Source organism: Thiothrix fructosivorans (assembly GCF_017349355.1).
GTDB classification, from domain to species: domain Bacteria; phylum Pseudomonadota; class Gammaproteobacteria; order Thiotrichales; family Thiotrichaceae; genus Thiothrix; species Thiothrix fructosivorans.
The window spans coordinates 66,035-87,511 of sequence record NZ_JAFMPM010000007.1; the positions used below are offsets into that span (position 1 = coordinate 66,035).

A 21,477-nucleotide genomic window follows, 5' to 3' on the forward strand; every position below is an offset into this window, starting at 1 on the left:
AGCCAAAAATAGAGAAACTTAGTTGTTTGATTACTTAATGAGCGGATTATCCCCGCGATACCGTACTTGTGCTGTGATAGTCATCACCTTGGTGCATAAATTCGCATTGTTTTGAGGCTTTGCGTGACTTTGCTATGATGTGCGGCATTGATCACAACAACGAGTATTGTATGCAAAGTATTCTTTCACGCATCGCCACCGAATTGGCGGTTCAAGAACAGCAAGTGGCTACTGCTGTTGCCTTGCTAGACGAAGGTTCTACCGTGCCATTTATCTCCCGTTACCGCAAAGAAAAAACCGGCGGTTTAGACGATACTCAACTGCGTTACTTAGAAACCCGTTTGGGCAGTTTGCGTGAATTGGAAAAGCGCCGCGAAACTGTCCTCAACTCAATTCGTGAGCAAGGCAAGCTCAGCGCTGATCTCGAACAACAAGTCTTGCAAGCGCAAACCCGCACCGAACTCGAAGACATTTACCTGCCGTATAAGCCTAAGCGGCGCACCAAGGCAATGATTGCGCGTGAAGCAGGCATTCAACCCTTAGCCGATACTTTGCTAGCCAATCCGCAACTTGATCCAGAGGTGGAAGCGGTGAAATACCTCAACCCTGCCTTGGAGTTTACGGACACCAAAGCGGTGTTGGATGGCGCTCGCCAAATTCTGATGGAGTATTTTGCAGAAAACCCTGAATTGAGCGGCAACTTGCGTGAATATTTGTGGGAGCAGGGTGGTTTTACCTCCCATGTGATCGAAGGTAAGGAAGTCGAAGGACAGAAGTTTGCTGATTACTTCTCGTATAGCGAAGCCTTGAACAAGATACCGTCGCACCGTGCATTGGCACTGTTTCGGGGGCGCAATGAAGGTATTCTTGATCTGAAACTAGATGTGACGGTGGAGGAAGGTGTCAGTCATCCGTGTGAAGAAAAGATTGCGGCGGCATTCCATATCAGGGATCAGGGCAGGGCAGCCGACCGTTGGTTGCTGGATACGGTGCGTTGGACGTGGAAAGTGAAAATGCACAGCCGTTTGAGTACTGATTTGAATTTGCGTTTGCGTGAACAAGCGGAAGCGGAAGCGATTCGCGTGTTTGCGGCGAATCTGAAAGATTTGTTGCTAGCAGCACCAGCGGGAGCACGGACGACGCTAGGGCTTGATCCCGGTTTGCGCACGGGGGTGAAAGTCGCAGTAGTGGATGCGACGGGCAAGTTGTTGGACTTTGCGACGATTTACCCACACGTACCCAAAAAGCAGTGGGATCAATCCATTGCTACCTTAGCGGATATGTGTGCGCAACATAAAGTTGAATTAATCAGCATTGGTAATGGCACCGCGTCGCGGGAAACCGATCAATTGGCGGGTGATCTGATTAGCCGTCACCCTGAGTTGAAATTGTCCAAAGTCGTGGTATCTGAAGCGGGCGCATCCGTGTATTCCGCGTCTGAATTGGCAGCGAAAGAATTCCCGACGTTGGATGTGTCTATCCGTGGTGCGGTGTCGATTGCACGGCGTTTGCAAGATCCGTTGGCAGAATTGGTGAAAATCGACCCTAAATCCATCGGCGTGGGTCAATATCAGCACGATTTGAATCAACCTGAATTGGCGCGTTCGCTCGATGCAGTGGTCGAAGATTGCGTAAACGCGGTCGGCGTGGATGTGAATATGGCTTCGGCAGCATTATTAGCACGCGTCTCTGGTCTGAACAGTGGCATTGCCGAAAACATCGTCGAATTCCGTAATGATAACGGCGCATTCCGCAACCGCAATCAGTTGAAGAAAGTCTCGCGCCTTGGTGCAAAAACATTTGAACAAGCGGCGGGTTTCTTGCGTATTCGTGATGGCGAATACCCGTTGGATGCGTCTGCGGTGCATCCAGAAGCCTATACCTTGGTGGAACAAATTGCTGCCGTGAACCGGCAGCCGTTGCAAGAGTTGGTTGGCAATAGCGAATTTGTGCATACGTTAAAGCCGAGCGATTACGTTACAGTACAATTCGGTTTACCCACTATCCGCGATATTTTAACGGAATTGGAAAAGCCCGGTCGTGACCCGCGTCCTGAATTCGTGACCGCTACTTTCCGCGAAGGTGTCAATGAACTCAAAGACTTGCAAGTGGGGATGATTCTTGAAGGTGTCGTCACTAACGTGGCAAACTTTGGGGCGTTCGTGGATATTGGTGTGCATCAGGATGGCTTGGTACACATTTCACAATTGACCAACAAATTCATTAAAGACCCGCGTGAAGTGGTTCGCACCGGCGATGTGGTCAAAGTGCGTGTGGAAGAAGTAGACGTGCAGCGCAAGCGCATCGCCTTAACCATGCGCTTAGAGCCGACAGAAGCCAAAGAGCCTGCGCCACGCCCTGATCGCCCTGAACAAAGTGCGGTGCAAAAACACCAGCAAAAGTTTGGACAGCGTGAAGAACGTCGCCCGCAATCGTCCACCAGACAAGAACACGACCGTAGGTCTGATACGCATAAACCGAATGTGAAAAAACCTGTCAAAGAAGCGTTGCCTGCGGCAAACTCAGCGATGGGTGACGCATTGGCGGCGGCGCTGGCAAAGATGCGGAAATAATCAAACGGGAGTAGTGGCAATGAACAAAGTGTGGCTGTTTTTCTTAGGGTGCTGGTTATTGATGGGCTGTGCGCCGCAATACGAAACCCGCTACGCTTTTTCGCCACCTGCCAGTACCAGCGGTTTGAGTTGCCTCAACCGCTGTGATACTCAAACCCGCGCTTGTAATTTGCAATGTAACCAGCAATTTGGTCAATGTAGCGCCAAAGCCGCCCAGCAAGCACAAATAGAACTTCCCGCCAAAATGGCAGAATACGAGACACGTTTAGCTGCATGGCAACGCGAAATGGAACGTTACGAGACGGATCAGCGATTCTACGCGATGGAACTACGCCAACGGGAATTGCAGCACGATTTGCAACGCTTAACTTGTGATCGCGATGGCAAAGAATCGGCTAGTTGCCTACAGCACCAAGGTTTATTGCACGGAATGCCATTGCTTCATGAGCCTAATCGCCCTGATTCAGCCCCAGATAAGCCTGATCTTGCCAGTGAAACGGCGAGAATTCGCCAGTTAACGTGTAGCAATGAATGCAAGTGTGATGATGACTATCGGCAGTGCTACACCAGTTGTGGCGGTGCGGTGAAGCCATATCAGTTTTGCACGCAGAATTGCCCCAAATAATCGGCTATAATCCCGCGTTGACCCGTTAAGCTGCTGGCAATCTTCCAGCAGGCTTTGTATGCTTTGCCCCTTCGATAACCAGTGAAAAGAAAGCCTTGGCTATGAGTAACATGCAGGAACAGTACCAACACAAGTCCTTAGAACCCGAAGTTCAGCACTTCTGGGAACAACAGCGTACTTTTGAAGTCACCGAAGATCCCAATAAGGAAAAATACTACTGCCTTTCCATGTTTCCTTACCCCAGCGGCGTGCTGCACATGGGGCATGTACGCAACTACACCATTGGTGATGTGATTGCGCGTTTTCAGCGGATGCAGGGCAAAAACGTGCTGCAACCGATGGGCTGGGATGCGTTTGGCTTGCCTGCGGAAAATGCCGCGATCAAGAACAACACCGCTCCGGCTGCATGGACATACAAAACATCGACTATATGCGCAATCAACTTAAGTCAATGGGCTTAGGCATTGACTGGTCGCGTGAAATTGCAACGTGTACGCCAGAATACTACCGCTGGGAACAATGGTTTTTCACGCAGTTGTACGAAAAAGGCTTGGTATACCGCAAAAAATCTACCGTGAACTGGGATCCGGTTGACCAAACTGTTTTGGCGAATGAGCAAGTGATTGACGGGCGCGGTTGGCGTTCTGGTGCGTTGATTGAACAACGTGAAATTGATCAGTGGTTTTTGAAGATTACTGCGTATGCCGATGAATTACTGGATGAAATCGGCAAAATGCCCGGTTGGCCTCAGCAAGTTTGTACCATGCAGGAAAACTGGATTGGGCGTTCCGAAGGTGTGGAACTCGAATTCGGTTTAGCCGGTAAAGACAGCAAGTTAAGCGTGTTTACCACCCGCCCAGACACCTTGATGGGCGTGACCTATGTTGCTGTTGCCGCACAACACCCGTTAGCGTTGCAAGCCGCTGCCACCAACCCTGCCTTAGCGGCGTTCATCGAAGAATGCAAGCTGGTCAAAGTGGCTGAAGCTGACATGGCGACGATGGAAAAAAAGGGCATGGCTACGGGCACTATGGCGTTGCACCCCATCACAGGCGCGGTTGTGCCGATTATGGTTGCTAACTTCGTGCTGATGTCTTACGGCTCTGGGGCAGTCATGGCTGTGCCTGCGCATGATCAGCGTGATTGGGAATTTGCCCAAGCGTATGGCTTGCCGATTAAACAAGTGATTGCGCCTACGGATGGGCGTGAAATTGATTTGAACGTTGCAGCTTTCACTGAAAAAGGCGTGCTGGTCAATTCGGGCGAATTTACGGGGCTGACTTCAGCCGCCGCGTTTGAAGCGATTGCTAACTTATTGTCTGAAAAGGGGAAAGGACGTAAGCGTGTCAACTTCCGGTTGCGTGACTGGGGTGTTTCCCGGCAGCGTTATTGGGGTTGCCCGATTCCGATCATTTATTGCGATGATTGCGGTGCTGTGCCTGTACCAGAAAAAGATTTGCCTGTTATTCTGCCGGAAAACGTGACGTTTGATGCAACCGGCAGTTCGCCGATTAAGAAAATGCCGGAATTCTACGAAACCAGTTGCCCGTGTTGCGGTAAACCTGCCACGCGTGAAACAGATACATTTGATACGTTCTTTGAGTCATCGTGGTATTACGCTCGCTATACTTGCCCGGATAGCAATGAGGCAATGTTGGATGCTCGTGCTAACTATTGGTTGCCCGTTGACCAGTATATTGGCGGGATTGAACACGCGATTCTGCACTTATTGTATTCGCGTTTCTTCCATAAATTGATGCGTGACAATAAGTTAGTTGATTCTGATGAGCCGTTTACGCACTTGTTAACTCAGGGTATGGTGCTAGCGGAAACGTTTTTCCGTGAGAAAGAAACCGGTGGTCAAGATTGGTTTCAACCGACTGCCGTTAATGTTGAGCGGGATGATAAAGCGCGGGTAATCGGTGCAACCTTGATGGCGGATGGCTTGCCCGTGCAATCCGGCGGCATTACTAAGATGTCGAAATCCAAGAACAACGGCGTTGATCCGCAGGAAATGATTGAGAAATACGGCGCGGATACGTTGCGCTTGTTCTCGATGTTTGCCGCGCCGCCTGATCAAAGCATGGAATGGTCGGATTCGGGCGTCGAAGGTGCACAACGTTTCTTGCGCCGTTTGTGGAAACAAGTGTTTGACCACGTATCAGTGGGTGCTACCGCGCCATTGGATACCACTAGTTTAGATGACGTTGCACAAGCCTTGCGCCGTAAAGTACATCAAACCGTGCAAAAAGTTGGGGATGATATGGCTCGTCGCCATACTTTCAATACGGCAATTGCGGCGAACATGGAGTTACTGAACGATATTGCCCGTTTTGCCGATGAAACGGTACAAGGTCGCGCCGTCCGGCAAGAGGCATTGGAACGTGTTGTATTAATGCTCGCCCCAATCACGCCGCATATTTCTCATGTGCTGTGGCAAGCCTTGGGTCACATGGAAGAAGCGGTGATTGATACCCGTTGGCCGAGTGTGGATGCCAGTGCGTTGGTACAAAACACCTTGGAACTCATCGTACAAGTGAACGGCAAAGTGCGCGGTAAGATTCAAGTCAGTGCTACCACAGGCGAAGCTGACATTAAAGCGACGGCGTTAGCCAATGAAAATGTCCAGAAATTCCTTGAAGGCTTGACCGTGCAAAAGGTCATTGTCGTGAAAGGTCGTCTGGTTAATATCGTGGCAAACTAATGAAAACACTGCTGTTGACACTCGGCATCTCTTTTCTGCTATCAGGTTGTAGTAACGAGCCGTTTCATTTGCGCGGCAACAAACCCTTGCCGGAATTGATGCGCCAAGGCATTTACGTGCAGGGTGTTGATCCGCGTAGTGATTTCGGTTTGGTTTTGCGGGATGGTTTGGAAGATGCCGGTGCTAATGTCAAACAACGTGAGCAGGATGCCGCAGCAACCTTAAACATTACCAATTTACGTGAAAATCGTTCCGTATCGGGTTATTCCTCCACACGCCAAGTGCGTGAGTTTAACCACAGCGTTACGGTCGATTTTCGGGTGAAAACGCGCACGATGCTGGAAGCGGTGGAACGTTCTGTCAATGCAGAACGTTCCCAAGTTTATGACGGCCAGTACGTCTTAGGGACGGCTGAAGAAGAAAATGTCATCAAGGAAGAATTGCACCGCGAAGCCGTGCGCCTAATCCTGTTGCGATTGCAAGCCATTAACTAGCGTGCGCATTATGTTGCACAATAATTGCTAAAGCGGACGAATCCAGTTCGCCTTTTCCCGTATCCACTAACGCCTGCATATAATCAGCAGCGCGTTGCGTTGCCGGTAAATTCAATCCAAACGCTGTGACTGTATCGGTTACGATGTGCATGTCTTTGTTATGCAAGTGCGCTTTAAAACCCGGTTGGAAGTTTTCCGTTAAAATCCGCTGCCCGTGCAATTCCAATACTTTGGAGTAAGCAAACCCGCCTAATAAGGCTGCGCGGATTTTAGCGGGATCAACCCCCGCCGCTTTCGCCAGTTCAAATGCTTCCGTTACCGCAATGACGGTTTGGGCGGCGATCAATTGGTTACAGGCTTTAGCAAGTTGCCCCGCGCCGTGATCACCGATGTGCGTAATGGTTTTTCCCATCACTGCGAGGACAGGGCGCACGTAGTCTAAATCCTCTACCTTACCTCCCACCATTATGGTTAAGGTGGCGGCGATTGCACCAACATCACCGCCGGAAACGGGTGCATCCAACATGCGGATGCCTTTTTCTGCCAATTTTTCTGCGATTTCACAGGTAGCAACGGGTGAAATAGTACTCATGTCAACGACTAATAAACCCGCGTTGCCGCCTTCGATCACGCCGTCTTTGCCAAGTAACACCGCCTCGACATCCGGCGTGTCGGAAACCATGACGATTACCATATCGACTTGTGCCGCGAGGGTTGCGGGCGTTGACGCAAAAGTTGCGCCTAAATCCACTAAGGCTTGCGCTGATTCAGATCGTCGCGCATAGATCACCAGCGGAAAACCTGCGTTCAGTAAATGTGTGCACATGGGAAGTCCCATAATGCCGGGGCCGATCCAGCCGATAGTGGGTTGCTGAGTCATTGCTAGCGTTATCCTTTATTAGGTGAGTGTTTGAAGATGTTAGCACATGCCCGAAAGGTGGTAGAATCCCGCTTTGCTTTCAAACCCCTTGGTCTTTATATATGCAGTCAGATAACGCAATGTCTTTGCAGTGGTTTTTCGCTTGCCCGCAATTTATTGAGCCATTGTTGGCGAATGAACTCAGCCGTTACGGCGCTGAATCCGTCAAAATTGGTCATGCAGGCGTGCAAGCATGGGGCGATTTACGCTTTGGCTACCGTGCCATGTTGTGGAGTCGGCTGGCTTCGCGTGCCACGTTGCAATTGGCGCAAGGATTTGGCAAAGATCAAGCGGAACTACAAACCTTGCTGGATTCTATTGATTGGCAACAACATTTACGTCCAGATGGTACGCTGAAAGTGCGCTTTTTCGGTATGAATGACGATATTCGCAATACGCAATTCGGAGCGCAATGGGTTAAAGACCAAATTGGCGACCAATTTCGTAGCCAGCACGGCATCCGTCCGAGTGTTAGCAATACTCCCGACCTCGTGGTGGTGGTGAATTTGCACAAAGGCAATGCCAGTATTGGTATTGAACTCAATCAACACAGTTTGCACCAGCGCGGTTATCGCGATTTGGATACGCACGCGCCGATGCGGGAAAATCTTGCCGCTGCCGTATTGATTCGCTCAGGTTGGTTGGAATTAATCGCGAGTGATGCAGAATCGGTAGCACTGATTGATCCGCAATGTGCAGCGGGAACGTTCCTCATCGAAGGCGCATTAATAGCGCTGGATATTGCACCGGGTTTATTGCGCGAACACACGGTTGCGGAACGTTGGTTAGGGCATGATGCTGAATTGTGGAGCGAGCTATATACGGAAGCACAACAACGCCGTGCGACTGGGTTTGCCAATGCGGAACGCTTTGAGTTTTGGGGTAATGATAGCGATGCCGCAGTGATGGCAGCACGCGCAGATTGGCGCTCTATCGACTTGCCAGCCGCCCGTTGGACGCAATGTCCATTGACCGCTATGCCTGCGCCAACAATAGCAACGACTGCTTTAGCTATCAGTAGTTTACCGTTTGAAGCGAGTGCTAATGTGGTCACATTGAAGCCGCACTATGATGCCTTGGGTATGTGGATGGCGAGTTTGCCGCCGAGCTACCGTGGTGCATTATTTGCAGAGGCGGATGCACCGTTAGCACTCACCAATTTGTTCTACAGCAAAGAGTACCGTTTTCTAAACAGTGAAACCGAGTGCAAACTCTATACCTTCGACAAGTTGATGCAGAAAGAACGCCCAACGGTATGGATTTCTGATGACCTCGCCAATCGCATTAGCAAGAACTTGCGCAAGCTGAAAGGCTTTATCAAACAAGGGCATACTGACGCTTACCGTGTTTACGATATGGATATTCCTGAATACGCAATTGCGGTAGACCGTTATGCGGATTGGTTGCACGTTCAAGAATATGCGCCACCGAAAACCATTGACGACAAAGTGGCTGAACAACGTTTGCAGCAAGCCTTACTCACGTTACCGACTGTGTTGGGCGTTGATCCGAAAAAAATCGTGTTAAAACAACGTCGCCAGCAAAAAGGTAAAAACCAGTACGAGAAACAGGGTAGGGCAGAACAAGCCCTGACCGTTACGGAACATGGTGTTCATTTCAAAGTGAATTTGACTGATTATCTGGATACAGGCTTGTTCCTTGATCACCGCCCGATGCGCTATTGGTTACAACAGCATTCTAAAGGCAAAAAAGTGCTGAATTTATTCTGTTACACCGGCACAGCGAGTGTTCATGCAGCAATAGGGGCAGCCAATCGAGTGGATAGTGTGGATATGTCGGCCACGTATTTGGAGTGGGCGAAGGACAATTTTGCGTTGAACGGTTTACAGCACGACCCATACCGCCGTTACCGTTTTATTCAAGCGAACGTGTTGGAGTGGTTATACGATTGTGATGAATATTACGATCTGATCTTTCTTGATCCGCCGACTTTCAGTAATTCCAAGCGGATGCAGGATACGTTTGATGTACAACGTGATCATGTAGCGCTGATTGATGATGCTATGCGAGTGTTATCGCCGGACGGCACGCTGATTTTTTCTAATAACTTCCGTAAGTTCAAGCTGGATGCTGAAGTGGAAAATAAATACAACGTGCAAGATTTTCGTAAACAATCCTTACCGCTGGATTTTGAGCGTGACCCGAAAATTCATGGTTGTTGGTTAATTAATCATCAATAATAATACTTATATCGAATAAATTTCACCCTTGTTCTTATAAAATTATGGTCTGGATTAAAATTCGTTTTATAATCCGTCAAAAATCTTCCTAAACAAATTCAAGGATTTAATTTATTTATGGACTTAGGGTATAAGCAATTTGCCAAGGGAATAAAAGAGGGGTTAATCCTCTCTTCTTTGGCTTTATTAAGTGCTTGTGGCGGTGGGAACAACGACACGGTTGCCACCGTCACAACAACAACTACGCCTACCGTGGCAACAACTGCCACTACTACAACGCCGATCATTACGCCAACACCTGTGGTAGTTACACCGTCGCTGCCACCACCCGCACCTTCGCGTTATCTAAAATTGGACAGTGGTGGTAATGAATTACCAGCTAATGCCAGCGATTGGAGCTGTGTGAAAGACAAGGAAACAGGTTTTGTGTGGGAAGCAAAAACCAATGACGGCGGTTTGCGTGATAAAGGTTGGCGCTATCGTCATTTCCATAACTTCGCGGGTTATGCTTCTAACGTTGATTATAACGGCAAGGTTTTGTGCCAGAACTTGGGTTCTTCTTCGTGTGATGCTTATAGCTACGTCAACGGACTGCAAGGTTCAGGTCTTTGCGGCAGAAGCGACTGGCGTTTACCCTTGCAGGGAGAGTTATTGAATTTGGTTACATACCATGATGATGGCAGTCCACCTAATATTGACCGTACTTACTTTTCAGATACGGTTAAAGGGGCGTATTGTGCTGAAAATACGATTACTAACCCTGATGACTGTGGATACGCCCCAGGCTCTAACGTCAGTTACAACGCTGACGGACGTATCGAATGTAATTACCAAGGTGTCGATTTCAGTGCAGTAGTCCGTGCCGATAATCCTCGCGGTGATAGCATGGTTGCGTTGAGATTTTCAGGGGAAGTGCAGGATGGCAAAACCGCTTACCCTAATGCTAACTGGATTTGTTATACCCGTTTAGTCAGTGGGCAACGTTGATCCTTAGTTTTTGCGTTGAATGAATAGAGAGAGGCAGTTTCTACCGCTCTCTATTCCAAATATACAAATTTTATAAAAACGTATTTACGTAAAAATAATAAATCTACTATTTTTCATTAACTTAAATCTTAAAGTTAGCTAATTATTAGCGTATAATTAAACGTATTTAGTTAGTAGTAGAGCACCACCATGAGCAACGTCGTCAAGCTACCTGACACAGGTTCGTACAATACGATTGAGATTGAAGATGCACCGTCGGAATTTCCTATTCCGCACGAAGGGTGTTTCTACGGCGTTGCGGGGCGTTTTGCGTTTGATGCGTGCTTGCAATCAGAAGCTGATCCGATTGGTGTATTGATCCATTTATTGACATGGGCAGGGGCTTATTTCGGTAATAAAGCAGTGCTGCGTTTGGGCGATGTTGAAGCGCCCCCGCGCTTATTCAGCGTAACGGCAAGTTCGGCGGGCGGCGGTAAAGGCACGGCTGCTGCGCCAGTACGGAAACTGATGCAAGATTACGTTGGAGTGCAATTGCGCAAAATGGGTTTGCCACTGGCATTATACCGTGATGGCCCAATGTCGAGCGGGGAGGGGTTGGCATGGGCAGTGCGTGACGCATCGGATACCGATGATGATGATGGCAATCCTACCGACAAAGGTGTCGCCGATAAACGCTTGATGATTCTCGAAGAAGAATTCGCTGCCGTGTTACAAGCAGCGCGACGTGAGGGCAATACTGTGTCGGCGGCGATTCGGCGTTTTTGGGATACCGGCAACTTTTCGCCATTGACCAAAAATAACCGCGTGACAGTGACGGATGCACATGTGTGTTTTGTCGGTCACATCACTTACGAAGAATTGGTGAAACGATTGGAGCAAAGTGAGTACGCCACGGCACTAGCCAGTCGTATTCTGTGGATATGTGTGCGTCGCCCCAAAATTGTCGCTATTCCAGAAAGCATCCCCGTCGTCAAAATGTTGCATTATGGTGATGAAGTCGCGAAAGCCATTCAGTTTTCCAGCGACGTGAACGAGTTGTCATTATCCGCAGCATCGTTAGAACTGTGGGGAACGTTGGCATTGTCTTTGGCAAAAGTGAATTCGCCGATGTCAGAACGTTCACGCGTCCAAGTGTTACGACTCGCCTGCATTTTTGCGTTGCTGGATTGCACTGATGAAGTTGCGCCGCAACACCTCCGTGCGGCGACCCATCTTTGGGATTATTGCCTTGGTAGCGTTGCTTACATTTTTGAAGGCGAGCAAAACGAAGATGAGGGGAAAATCATTGCTGCATTGCGCAAACACGGCGGCTTAACCACAACGCAGATCCGCGTCAACGTTTTCCAGCAAAACATCAAGTCTGCCGCAATGAATACTTTACTGAAATCGTTGGAAACGCAAGGCAGGATCAAACGCACCGTTAAACAGCGTTCGGATGGTCGCAGTGGCAAGCCAGCCACGATTTTTGAACTCATTAGATACTAACAATGTAAATTACGTTTAAATAAATGCTAAATTTAATCCGTTAAATTACTGTATTTACTTAGTTTAACTAAAAATTACGTTAATACGTAAACCTTTATTAAATATTTCTTAAAAGCTTTAACTTCTGATAACTGTTATTCTCAGAAGTTAAGAAAAAAGGCAGGAAATGGGTAATTTTCAGACAATAGGTTCAAAAGCAGATGGACTTAGCGAAAACGTTCAGCGATTTGTGGTTGAAGCGACCAGTGCTGCAACGCGGCGTGCCTACCGTATTGATGTGAAAATATTTGCAGCATGGTGCGAAGAAAGGGGAGTGTTGGCGATTCCTGCTACAGCGATGACGATTGCAGATTTTTTAGCAAGTCAAGCGCAAGCGGGTATTTCCCCCTCGACATTAAACAGACGCATTGCTGCGATTCGTTATGCGCATGAAGTAGCAGGGTATGAAACACCGACGACTAACAAATTGGTTAGCATTACCTTAAAAGGGATTCGACGCTCGAACAGAATACGTACCCGCAAAAAAGCGGCAGCCACAGTGGATAAGATTTATCAGATGATAGCGCATTGCAATACTCAAACGTTGCAGGGCAAGCGCGACAAGCTAGTACTGATTTTAGGGTTTGCGGGTGCGTTTCGGCGTTCCGAGTTAGTAGCCCTAACGGTTGCTGATATTCAGGAAGTCCCTGACGGACTAAAAGTCTTGATACAGAAATCGAAAACAGACCAAGAGGGTACAGGGCATACGATTGCCATTTTGAATGGGCGTTTAAATGTAGTCGGTGTTCTGCAAGATTATTTGAAAACAGCGAACCTTACTGAAGGTGCTATTTTCAGACCGATCACTAAATACGGAAAAATTCGCAAACAAACCTTAAGTGACCGTTCTATTGCGGACATTGTAAAACGTTATGCAACGGCAGCAGGCCTGAATGCAGAAGACTTTAGCGCACACAGTTTACGTTCAGGCTTCATTACCACTGCTGCGGAAGCAGGTGCTAATTTATTTAAAATAATGGATATATCGCGTCATAAATCTGTACAGACTGTACAAGGCTATGTGCGGAATGCAGAACTCTTCAAAAACCATGCAGGCAATAGTTTTCTCTGAAGAAACTGCTTCTTTCTCATAAGAAGAAAGAAGCAGTTAAATAGTTTACAACTCAGTTGTACAACTATTATTTTTGTGGCAATTGCACGCGAATATTCAATTCACGTAATTGCTTTGCATTGACTTCAGCAGGCGCATTCGTCAGCGGGCAAGCAGCCGTTTGTGTTTTTGGGAATGCCATGACATCACGGATAGACTGACTACCCGTCATTAGCATGATCAAACGATCCAAACCAAACGCTAAACCACCGTGTGGGGGGCAACCGTATTTCAGCGCGTTTAGTAAGAAACCAAACTTCTCTTGCGCCTCTTCATCAGAAATACCCAGCAGTTTAAAGACGGATTTCTGCATGTCCATATTGTGGATACGCACAGAACCGCCCCCGACTTCCGTACCGTTTAGTACCATGTCGTAAGCAATCGAGAGGGCTTGACCAGGGTTTGCCAGCAATTCTTCGGGTGTGCCTTTAGGCGCAGTGAATGGGTGATGCAGTGCAACCCAACGGTTATCTTTATCATCCCATTCAAACATGGGGAAATCAACGACCCACAGCGCAGCCCATTCACCTTGCACTAGACCACGATCATGACCGAGTTTCACGCGCAACGCACCAAGTGCATCATTGACCACGCGGGATTTATCAGCACCAAAGAAGATCAAATCGCCAGTTTGTGCGCCTGTACGTTCCATAATGCTGGTAACGGTTTCATCCGGCAGGAACTTCATGATTGGCGATTGTAAGCCTTCGCGCCCAGCCGCTAGATCATTGACTTTAATGTAAGCCAAACCTTTTGCACCGTAACGCCCAACAAACGTGGTGTAATCGTCGATTTCCTTACGGGACAGTTCACCACCTTTAGGTAAACGCATCGCGACTACGCGGCTGTCAGGGTCTTTTGCCGGTGCAGAAAAGACTTTGAACTCAACGCTTTCCATCAAGTCACTGACTTCGATGAACTCAAGCGGAATCCGCATATCGGGCTTGTCAGAACCAAAGCGGTGCATCGCTTCGGAATAGGGCATCCGTGGCAGCGGGTTAGGCAATTCAACACCCAATGTGTCTTTGAAGGTTGCCCGCATCATCTCTTCCATCAAGCCCATAATGGCATTGTCATCCATAAAGGATGTTTCAATGTCCAACTGGGTGAATTCAGGCTGACGGTCAGCACGCAAGTCTTCATCACGGAAGCAACGCGCAAACTGGTAGTAACGATCCATACCCGACATCATCAGCAATTGCTTAAACAACTGCGGAGACTGGGGCAGGGCAAAGAATGAACCTGGATGAGTACGGCTAGGCACGAGATAATCGCGAGCACCTTCTGGGGTTGCCTTCGTCAACATTGGGGTTTCAATGTCGAGGAAACCATTGTCTTCAAGGAAACGACGCAAGAAGCCGGTGACTTTCGCACGCATTTGCATCCGCTTCTGCATTTCTGGGCGGCGTAAGTCAATGTAGCGGTAGGTTAAACGGGTTTCTTCACCAACGTTATCTTCATCCAACTGGAACGGTGGCGTTTCAGCGGTATTTAATACGTTCAGTTCAACGCCAAGGATCTCGATTTGACCACTGCGCAAGTTAGCGTTTTCAGTACCCGCAGGGCGACGACGCACTTTGCCGACGACTTGCAATACGTATTCATTCCGCGCCTTTTCAGCATTATTAAAGACATCAACACGGTCAGGGTCGAAAACGACCTGTACGATGCCTTCACGGTCACGCAAATCAATAAAAATAACGCCACCGTGGTCACGGCGACGGTTTACCCATCCACACAAAGTAACTTGCTGATCCAGCAGGGCTTCATCCACCTGCCCGCAATAATGGCTACGCATTGCTTATTCCTGTTTGTTTCCATTCGCGCCCGAAAAATATACTGATTAGGTAACGGGAACGTTGCTTGTAAAGGCGGGAATGTTAAGCCCTGACAGCCTTAGAAGCAAGCTAGATACAGGAAAGCAGCACAGTTACAGCGTGGAAAGCGTTGTACCTACCGAGTAAACATTTGCTTCCAAATCACCACCGACGTGTTCGTATTCACCACGTACTTGCCACTGGTCATTAAGCTTATAGCCACCACCAACACCGAGCAAAATGTCAGTACCGCTCATGCCTTTAACTAAAACACCGTCGGTATTGCCTTTAGTATCCCAAGCCATAAAACCGACTCTGCCGGAGAGTGAGCTTTTGCCGTCAGCAGAATACGTACCAATCGTGGATAACGCTAAACCCGATGCATTAACAGCGGATTTTTTTAACGTCGTTGGACTCATGCCGTCATTACTGAACAGGTCGTAGTAACCGCCTTCTACCGCAAAATTTTCATTGAATTTATAGCCAGTTCCCAACTTATAACCAGTGCTGTCACACGCAACACCTTCATACGTGCATTCTGCTTCCGATTTCAGCAAGCTGAAACCCGCATAGAATTGACCCAGTTCTTCGGTTTGTTGCGCAAATAGATCGTTTGCAAAGACGGTTGGCGATGCGACACACGCCGCCAAGCAGCAGAGGAATAACGTTTGTTTCATGGGGGTTTCCTGATAGACACCCCATTCTTGTAGCAAGAATGGGGCAGGGGGTTTACGTATAAGGAAAATTAGAACGTTGAGAACGTTGCGCCAGCTGAATAGAGATTCGCGTTTAAGCCATTAAAATGCTCGACTTCACCACGAACACCCCAGTTATCGTTGATTTTGTATTCAGCACCCGCACCTAGAGACAAGTCAACACCATCAGTCGAAGATACAGTTGTTACATCTTTTTTTGTCGTCCCAACAGTAACATTTTTAACAGTAAGATCACCTTCTTTTTCCCAAGCGGTGAAACCTGCTTTGCCAAATACATTGATCTGCTCTGTTACTGGAGCGCTGGCAACACCAGACACACCAAAACCTGTGGCGGTAGACTTAATAGATGCTGGATTAGCTACCGCATTGCCGACAATGCCTCCAGGAATGGTGAAGTTAGACTCTGCTTCACCGAAATCAACATAAGAACCTTCTACTGCCAAATTTTGTGCTACTTTATAACCGCCAAATACTTTCCAGCCACTGGGAGTAGGGCAGTCAATATTGCCTAATAACGCACCAGCTTGATCAGCAACAGAATTACAAGTGCTGTCACTAGCTTGACCAATACTTGCACCACCATACATAGCGCCAGCACCGGATACCGTATCGCTTTCAGAACCGCCAAACAGTGAACCGCCCGCGAATGTAGAAGAAGCAGAGAAAGCAGCCGTCAGGGCTACCAATAGAATAGATTTTTTCATAATGCCATAAACCTTTTATTGTTGTATTTAAGCAAACGCGCTCATTTTATTCTGGCTGTAGCATTAGGCTATATTTTTTCCGATAAATGGCGAAACGCACTGGCGGCAAAGCTTATGCCGCCAAGCAAGCGTCACAAACGCTATTTTGCAGCGGGGCAAGCACTCGTACCACAAGCGGAAGAGGGTGCATCACTATTGGCAAGATTTTTCTTGTTACCACTTTTGAAGTCTGTTTCGTACCAACCACCACCACCTAGACGAAATGCAGCTGCCGTCACTTTTTTGGTCAGAGTTAAGGCGCTGCAAGCAGGGCATTCGGTGAGGGCTGCATCCGACATTTTTTGCAACGCTTCTAGTTCGTGACCACAAGCGCTACATTGATAAGCATAAATAGGCATTTTTCACTCCAGTCCGTGTATATTAGCAGCCCGTGATAATAGAGGCGGGATTGCCTGAATTCAATGAATCACGCTACATTCTACCTATTGATATGCAGAGGATTAATGAAACATGCGTAATGTGTTGATTACCGGCTGTTCTAGCGGTATTGGTTATTGTGTAGCAAAAGGCTTGAAAGCACGCGGTTATCAGGTTTATGCCTCGGCTCGCAAGTCCGAAGATGTGGAACGCTTGGAAGCAGAAGGCTTTAGAACATTGTTATTGGATCTAGCTGACCCTGAAAGTGTGCAGGATGCGGTCTACGAGCTGATGTTACGTACTAACAGCGAATTGTATGCTGTGTTCCATAACGGCGCTTACGGACAAGCAGGGGCGTTAGAAGACCTCTCGCGTGAAGCCTTGGAACAGCAATTTGCAACGAATGTGTTTGGTTGGCATCAACTCACCACGATGCTGTTACCGATACTACGCCAACGTAACGAAGGCAGGATTATTTACAACAGCTCTTTACTAGGTTACGTGGCATTGCCATTTAGAGGCGCATACAATGCCAGTAAATACGCGATAGAAGGCATGGCAGACACGTTACGCCTAGAACTGGCAGATACGGACATCAAAGTCTGTTTGATCGAACCTGGCCCAATTGAGAGCCGTTTTAGGGCTAATGCGTTGCAATCACTCAAGCAGCACGTCAACATTGATCAAAGCGTACACCGTCTGAAGTATCAAGGTGCAATTAAACGCCTAGAGAAGGAAGGGGCGGCTTCGTTTACCTTACCTCCTGAAGCGGTGCTGGCAAAGGTGATTGATGCATTGGAAAGCCATTACCCTAAAGCACGTTATCCTGTTACTATACCAGCGTATCTTTTTTGGATATTACGCCGTCTTTTACCCACTCGTTGGTTGGATAAGATCCTGTTACGCATTGCAAGCAAAGAAAATCAATAGGTTATAATTAAGATGAACGAAGTACTGGAATACCTGTTTTTTACCCAAAGCACCGCTGATAAGTTTATTGCGGCGTTGCAAGCGCATGATTTGCACTTTGAACGTGAAATCGAGTCAGTGCAAGGCGCGATTGTATTGAAAATAGCCGAAGGTGTGGATGATGATCTATGGGACACGTTAGATGAGCTATACGACGAACTCAGCGAAGCAGATCAAGCGTTGGTAGAAGCGGGGCTTGAAGATGATGAAGAATCAAAGAGCACTGCTGGTATCTACCTCCAATTAGCAGGTGGTCATCAAACTATTGCGCAAGTAGATCCAGATGTTATGAGTCGAATGCTAAAGGTCATTACTACCGATGAGCTGAATAGCTTTGTAGACACGATTGTACGTAGTGTCGAAACACCGGATGATTCACCCATCTGCAAGCGTTAATCAACAAGAGTGAAGTGAAATACTACATTTCACTTATATTATGTCAAATTGACATAATATGTATTATGCGAAATAGAGAATTACCAACATCTTGGAAAGATTGGACTTTTTGGGAAGGCTATTTGCTTGACCCAGAGGGAAATCGTTACAGCCCCGACATGGTGCGAACCTCCCTGTTCACGCAAGAACTAGCCCACGAGCTAACCGGAAGCCCCTTGCAGGTGTACAGCATGAAAGCGCAACTTCAGAAGCGCCTGAAGCTACTGGCAGCCGAGCCGGAAGTCGTTATCCGCTGGAATGGGCAGGAGATCACCGTGAAGCTACCCAAAGCAGGCTAAATTACACAGATGTGTAACGATGGAAGTTAACCTTTTAACTTCCAAACCGTAGCAGCTTGTATGCCCTCTTTTCATCTTCCAGATCAACGACCAATACGCCGCCCTCTGCGATCTTCAGCGCCGATAACCACGCCTTCTTAGTTCCCAAGCCGTAACGCGGGAACGTTGGAGCGTTCACCCAAAGCAATTGGCTATGATCGGAGGACACCGGAACGGCAAAACGCCTAGCGTGCTGGTAGTCCACCAACTGATAGAACGATTCACGCGGGTACTGAAACAAACGCGCTACCATCCGTTCATTGTGCTGGAGAGCATGAACGCCATAGGAGAACGGGATAGACTGGCAGTCATCCCACAGGGCAATACTTTTTGACATACTCAGAACCCCAAGGCTTAGAACGGTGTCCACTTCACAAAAGCCATGATGTCGGAAAGCTCAACCGCTCCGCCCCACATCACCGTAGACACGAAAGTTTTTTGCAGCCAGTAAGCCTGTTTAGCCCGATCGTCAAAGGAACACCGAAAGTTATTCACCAAATCCTTAGTGACCTTGCCGCAATGCGAGCCATGACCGACCACAAAGCGCCACACGGGACGAATAGCGCCGAACATACCCCAGAACCGCCCCACGTTAGCATAGTCGGCAGGAACGTCTTTCTGTTCCTGTTTAGCTGCGTACTTGGTAGCGTAGTAGCTGGCAACGTGAGGTTTACGGACGTATTCCAAACAGGAACGCCCCGACAATTGCCCCAAGTGCCAAGCCAAATGTTTTGGATCACGAGAACCAACAATCCGAAACCATGCCTTAGCGACGGCTTGAACGCCGCCTAGTGGGTAGCTGGACAGAAACAAGTGATAGTGAGGTGCACCACGTTTCTGGAACTCTAAGAACCAGAATGCGCCGATACCCCGCCGTTTTAACCACTTGCGGAATACTGACAAATCGCGCTTAACCTTCAGCCCGTCAGTAGGGAAATCATCGGGATAGGTAAGCGTGACAAACGCCTGAAAAGCCCCTTCAGGAACGTTACGGGAAGCTAGCTTCATACGCTTGATGGAAGCCTTGGAAAGCCGGGTGATCTTCCCCCTCTTCCCACCGCCCGCATGATTTGGAATCGCCCCGCCGCTAATCTTGTGTTTCACAACCACATCCTGAGAACCGATTTGTAACGTGACCGTTTCACCACAGAAAGCAACAGGTTCATGACCGGCAATGAAGCCAACAGGCTTAGGAAGTTGTAACTCACGAGGTCTAGATAACCGAGAAACGACCCATTCGTCGATCTCAGCTTCACACTGACTAACAGCATTTGAACCAAAAACAGCGTTACGAAACCAACGCCGCCCTGACTCAAAGTCGAAGAACACATTGCCATCAGCAGCGGCAAGCAGTGCGGTAAAGCCATCAAACGCATTGCCAGCGGCAACGCTAGGGGGTATATTTTCCATCGTTAAGTCTCTTGTTCAAGAAGAGCCTTGGCGTCCCAAGGCGGTGTAATTTGTAGTTACATCGCCTTACTTTTTTCTGGTCAGGTTGGCTTACCTGAAATACTGCACAGCCAAGAGTGCAATACCCAGAATATCCATTCAGATATTCCGCCTAGAATGTTAACGCACCGATTTTCAATTGATTATAAAGTAATCACCTGAATTGACTGTTTTCTAATTCGCTGGGAGTCACCCGAAAAGCGGATTTATTGCGTTAATAAACCTTAGTTCAGCCTTTATTCACGCGCAACACGCAAACCGACAAACGGTTAAAGAATGTTCAATTTTAGGTCACAAAGTTCCTAGATAGCTTGTATTTTACCCTTCGGTCTCATTTGTGCCTTATGACTAGATAGCTTGTATTTTACCCTTCGGTCTCATTTGTGCCTTATGACAAGAAGAGGGGGAAGTCAGCCACCCTACCCCCTTCCTCCTCCGTTGGCACGTCGTCGTCTGGTGTAGGGCTGCTGACTTTTTGCTCTTTTCGTATCTCATAACGAAACAATCCGACGAACGGTAAAGCGCTAAATCATGCCTTTTAACCTCACGCGCCCTTCGGCTTGTGCAAGAGGCTTTCAGGGGGAGGTGAGGTTTTGCAGCTATCGCTAACGACCACTAACCGCCCGATGCCTGACATCTCTTCGATTAGCCATCACAGCCCCCGCCGTGGGTGTCAGGGGATTACGCAGCGGCTTTCGCCGGATTCCGCGAGGCAGGGCTTACTGGTACTACAACGTTTTGCGTGTCGCTTGCGTGGCTACGCCACCAAGAGGCGCACCCCTTACGCATTGTGGGCAGGGTTGAAGGGATAAGCGGATTTTGAATTCTGTTACAACAATCAAAAAGGTCTACAGGTGTAGACTGGCAACGATCAGGCAGCAAGCGCGGTCGGCTGTTCCGCAAGCTCCACCCGCCGCCGCGCTTGCTACCTCTCACTTGGAGAAAATACGACATTCTACAGACGTAGAATCATGGTAAAACTCACAGGCGTGAGCAGTTCACAGACGTGAACTAAAACCCCATGAACAACCCGCAAGTGATTGACTCCACTATGTATTATGCGTAGTTAGAGATAAAGGAAGAGGGGATGTACTACACAACGATCTTCTTACTTTTACTCTTTTCAGTACGCCGGATTGGCGGCAGGTTGTTTGCTAAGATCACCTAGCATCTCTTCAATGAATTGTTTGACGCGAAAGCGGTGTTCACCCATGAATTGCAAACCGACACCGGGGCTAGTACCACGTTGACCGACACCGGGGGAAATCCACACCACTCGTCCCGGAATCAACAGCTTCTTCCCGTCTTCGACCAAGCGCAAATGCAATACCACTTCGTCATGTAAGCTAAATTTGTCCGTGGTGGGTACAAACAAACCCCCATCTTTAATAAAGGGCATGTAACACGCTTGCAACGCAGATTTTTCGACAATAGCCATCGATAAGCTGACAGGTGTACTCTTCGGTTGCTGCGGGGTATCGTCCATTATCATTC

General features: G+C 48.2%; 19 protein-coding genes and 1 pseudogene. 12 read left to right on the forward strand and 8 right to left on the reverse strand.

All coding sequences use genetic code 11. The features are described 5' to 3' along the window. The first annotated feature begins 170 nt into the window (after positions 1 to 170). From J1836_RS13110 to J1836_RS13125, 4 genes and pseudogenes are all read left to right on the forward strand, one after another. Positions 171 to 2,573, forward strand: a complete 2,403-nt coding sequence (locus J1836_RS13110) for a Tex family protein (RefSeq protein WP_207251579.1) — start codon at positions 171 to 173, stop codon at positions 2,571 to 2,573. Positions 2,574 to 2,592: 19 nt separating this feature from the next. After that, complete coding sequence (locus J1836_RS13115) at positions 2,593 to 3,198, forward strand: Aq_678 family protein (RefSeq protein WP_207251580.1); 606 nt, start codon at positions 2,593 to 2,595, stop codon at positions 3,196 to 3,198. Positions 3,199 to 3,308: 110 nt separating this feature from the next. Continuing rightward, positions 3,309 to 5,902 (forward strand): annotated as a pseudogene (gene leuS, locus J1836_RS13120) (leucine--tRNA ligase). Then, positions 5,902 to 6,396, forward strand: coding sequence for an LPS-assembly lipoprotein LptE (locus J1836_RS13125; protein WP_207251581.1), 495 nt, complete (start codon positions 5,902 to 5,904; stop codon positions 6,394 to 6,396). The pseudogene leuS and the gene J1836_RS13125 overlap by 1 nt, the downstream one beginning before the upstream one ends. Here J1836_RS13125 and J1836_RS13130 read toward each other — a convergent pair. After that, on the reverse strand, positions 6,389 to 7,276 hold the full coding sequence (locus tag J1836_RS13130; protein ID WP_207251582.1) for an NAD(P)-dependent oxidoreductase: 888 nt from the start codon (positions 7,274 to 7,276) through the stop codon (positions 6,389 to 6,391). The genes J1836_RS13125 and J1836_RS13130 overlap by 8 nt on opposite strands. A gap of 101 nt (positions 7,277 to 7,377) precedes the next feature. Between J1836_RS13130 and rlmKL the strand changes: the two genes are divergently transcribed. From rlmKL to J1836_RS13150, 4 genes are all read left to right on the forward strand, one after another. After that, positions 7,378 to 9,516 carry a bifunctional 23S rRNA (guanine(2069)-N(7))-methyltransferase RlmK/23S rRNA (guanine(2445)-N(2))-methyltransferase RlmL gene (gene rlmKL, locus J1836_RS13135; protein WP_207251583.1) on the forward strand — a complete coding sequence of 713 codons (2,139 nt, stop codon included), beginning with the start codon at positions 7,378 to 7,380 and terminating at the stop codon, positions 9,514 to 9,516. A gap of 117 nt (positions 9,517 to 9,633) precedes the next feature. Next, positions 9,634 to 10,503, forward strand: coding sequence for an Lcl domain-containing protein (locus J1836_RS13140; RefSeq protein ID WP_207251584.1), 870 nt, complete (start codon positions 9,634 to 9,636; stop codon positions 10,501 to 10,503). A gap of 189 nt (positions 10,504 to 10,692) precedes the next feature. Continuing rightward, positions 10,693 to 11,988, forward strand: coding sequence for a hypothetical protein (locus J1836_RS13145; protein ID WP_207251585.1), 1,296 nt, complete (start codon positions 10,693 to 10,695; stop codon positions 11,986 to 11,988). A 166-nt stretch (positions 11,989 to 12,154) separates the two neighbouring features. Next, positions 12,155 to 13,099, forward strand: a complete 945-nt coding sequence (locus tag J1836_RS13150) for a site-specific integrase (protein ID WP_207251586.1) — start codon at positions 12,155 to 12,157, stop codon at positions 13,097 to 13,099. Positions 13,100 to 13,166: 67 nt separating this feature from the next. Here the strand turns inward: J1836_RS13150 and aspS are convergent, their stop codons facing one another. The 4 genes from aspS to J1836_RS13170 form a co-directional block, all read right to left on the reverse strand. Beyond that, complete coding sequence (gene aspS / locus J1836_RS13155; RefSeq protein WP_207251587.1) at positions 13,167 to 14,936, reverse strand: aspartate--tRNA ligase; 1,770 nt, start codon at positions 14,934 to 14,936, stop codon at positions 13,167 to 13,169. 132 nt (positions 14,937 to 15,068) lie between these two features. After that, positions 15,069 to 15,632: a porin family protein gene (locus J1836_RS13160; protein ID WP_207251588.1), complete on the reverse strand. Its 564-nt coding sequence runs from the start codon at positions 15,630 to 15,632 to the stop codon at positions 15,069 to 15,071. 68 nt (positions 15,633 to 15,700) lie between these two features. Further along, positions 15,701 to 16,375, reverse strand: a complete 675-nt coding sequence (locus J1836_RS13165; RefSeq protein ID WP_207251589.1) for an outer membrane beta-barrel protein — start codon at positions 16,373 to 16,375, stop codon at positions 15,701 to 15,703. A 140-nt stretch (positions 16,376 to 16,515) separates the two neighbouring features. Then, positions 16,516 to 16,773, reverse strand: a complete 258-nt coding sequence (locus J1836_RS13170; RefSeq protein ID WP_207251590.1) for an FmdB family zinc ribbon protein — start codon at positions 16,771 to 16,773, stop codon at positions 16,516 to 16,518. Between the two features lie 112 nt (positions 16,774 to 16,885). Between J1836_RS13170 and J1836_RS13175 the strand changes: the two genes are divergently transcribed. The 3 genes from J1836_RS13175 to J1836_RS13185 all read left to right on the forward strand — a co-directional run bounded on the left by J1836_RS13175 (position 16,886) and on the right by J1836_RS13185 (position 18,495). Further along, a complete protein-coding gene (locus J1836_RS13175) occupies positions 16,886 to 17,722 on the forward strand; it encodes an SDR family oxidoreductase (protein ID WP_207251591.1) in 837 nt (278 codons plus the stop codon). A gap of 12 nt (positions 17,723 to 17,734) precedes the next feature. Next, the gene (locus J1836_RS13180) at positions 17,735 to 18,157 is read left to right on the forward strand and encodes a hypothetical protein (protein ID WP_207251592.1); all 423 of its coding nucleotides are present in this window, start codon (positions 17,735 to 17,737) and stop codon (positions 18,155 to 18,157) included. A 65-nt stretch (positions 18,158 to 18,222) separates the two neighbouring features. After that, on the forward strand, positions 18,223 to 18,495 hold the full coding sequence (locus J1836_RS13185) for a DUF3653 domain-containing protein (RefSeq protein WP_207251593.1): 273 nt from the start codon (positions 18,223 to 18,225) through the stop codon (positions 18,493 to 18,495). Positions 18,496 to 18,529: 34 nt separating this feature from the next. Here the strand turns inward: J1836_RS13185 and J1836_RS13190 are convergent, their stop codons facing one another. Both J1836_RS13190 and J1836_RS13195 read right to left on the reverse strand, forming a co-directional pair. Next, positions 18,530 to 18,871, reverse strand: a complete 342-nt coding sequence (locus tag J1836_RS13190) for a hypothetical protein (protein WP_207251594.1) — start codon at positions 18,869 to 18,871, stop codon at positions 18,530 to 18,532. Positions 18,872 to 18,888: 17 nt separating this feature from the next. After that, a complete protein-coding gene (locus tag J1836_RS13195) occupies positions 18,889 to 19,944 on the reverse strand; it encodes a rolling circle replication-associated protein (RefSeq protein WP_207251595.1) in 1,056 nt (351 codons plus the stop codon). 632 nt (positions 19,945 to 20,576) lie between these two features. Here J1836_RS13195 and J1836_RS13200 point away from each other — a divergent pair. Further along, positions 20,577 to 20,795: a hypothetical protein gene (locus tag J1836_RS13200; RefSeq protein ID WP_207251596.1), complete on the forward strand. Its 219-nt coding sequence runs from the start codon at positions 20,577 to 20,579 to the stop codon at positions 20,793 to 20,795. 311 nt (positions 20,796 to 21,106) lie between these two features. Here the strand turns inward: J1836_RS13200 and J1836_RS13205 are convergent, their stop codons facing one another. Further along, complete coding sequence (locus tag J1836_RS13205; RefSeq protein WP_207251597.1) at positions 21,107 to 21,469, reverse strand: PilZ domain-containing protein; 363 nt, start codon at positions 21,467 to 21,469, stop codon at positions 21,107 to 21,109. Between the last annotated feature and the right edge of the window lie 8 nt (positions 21,470 to 21,477).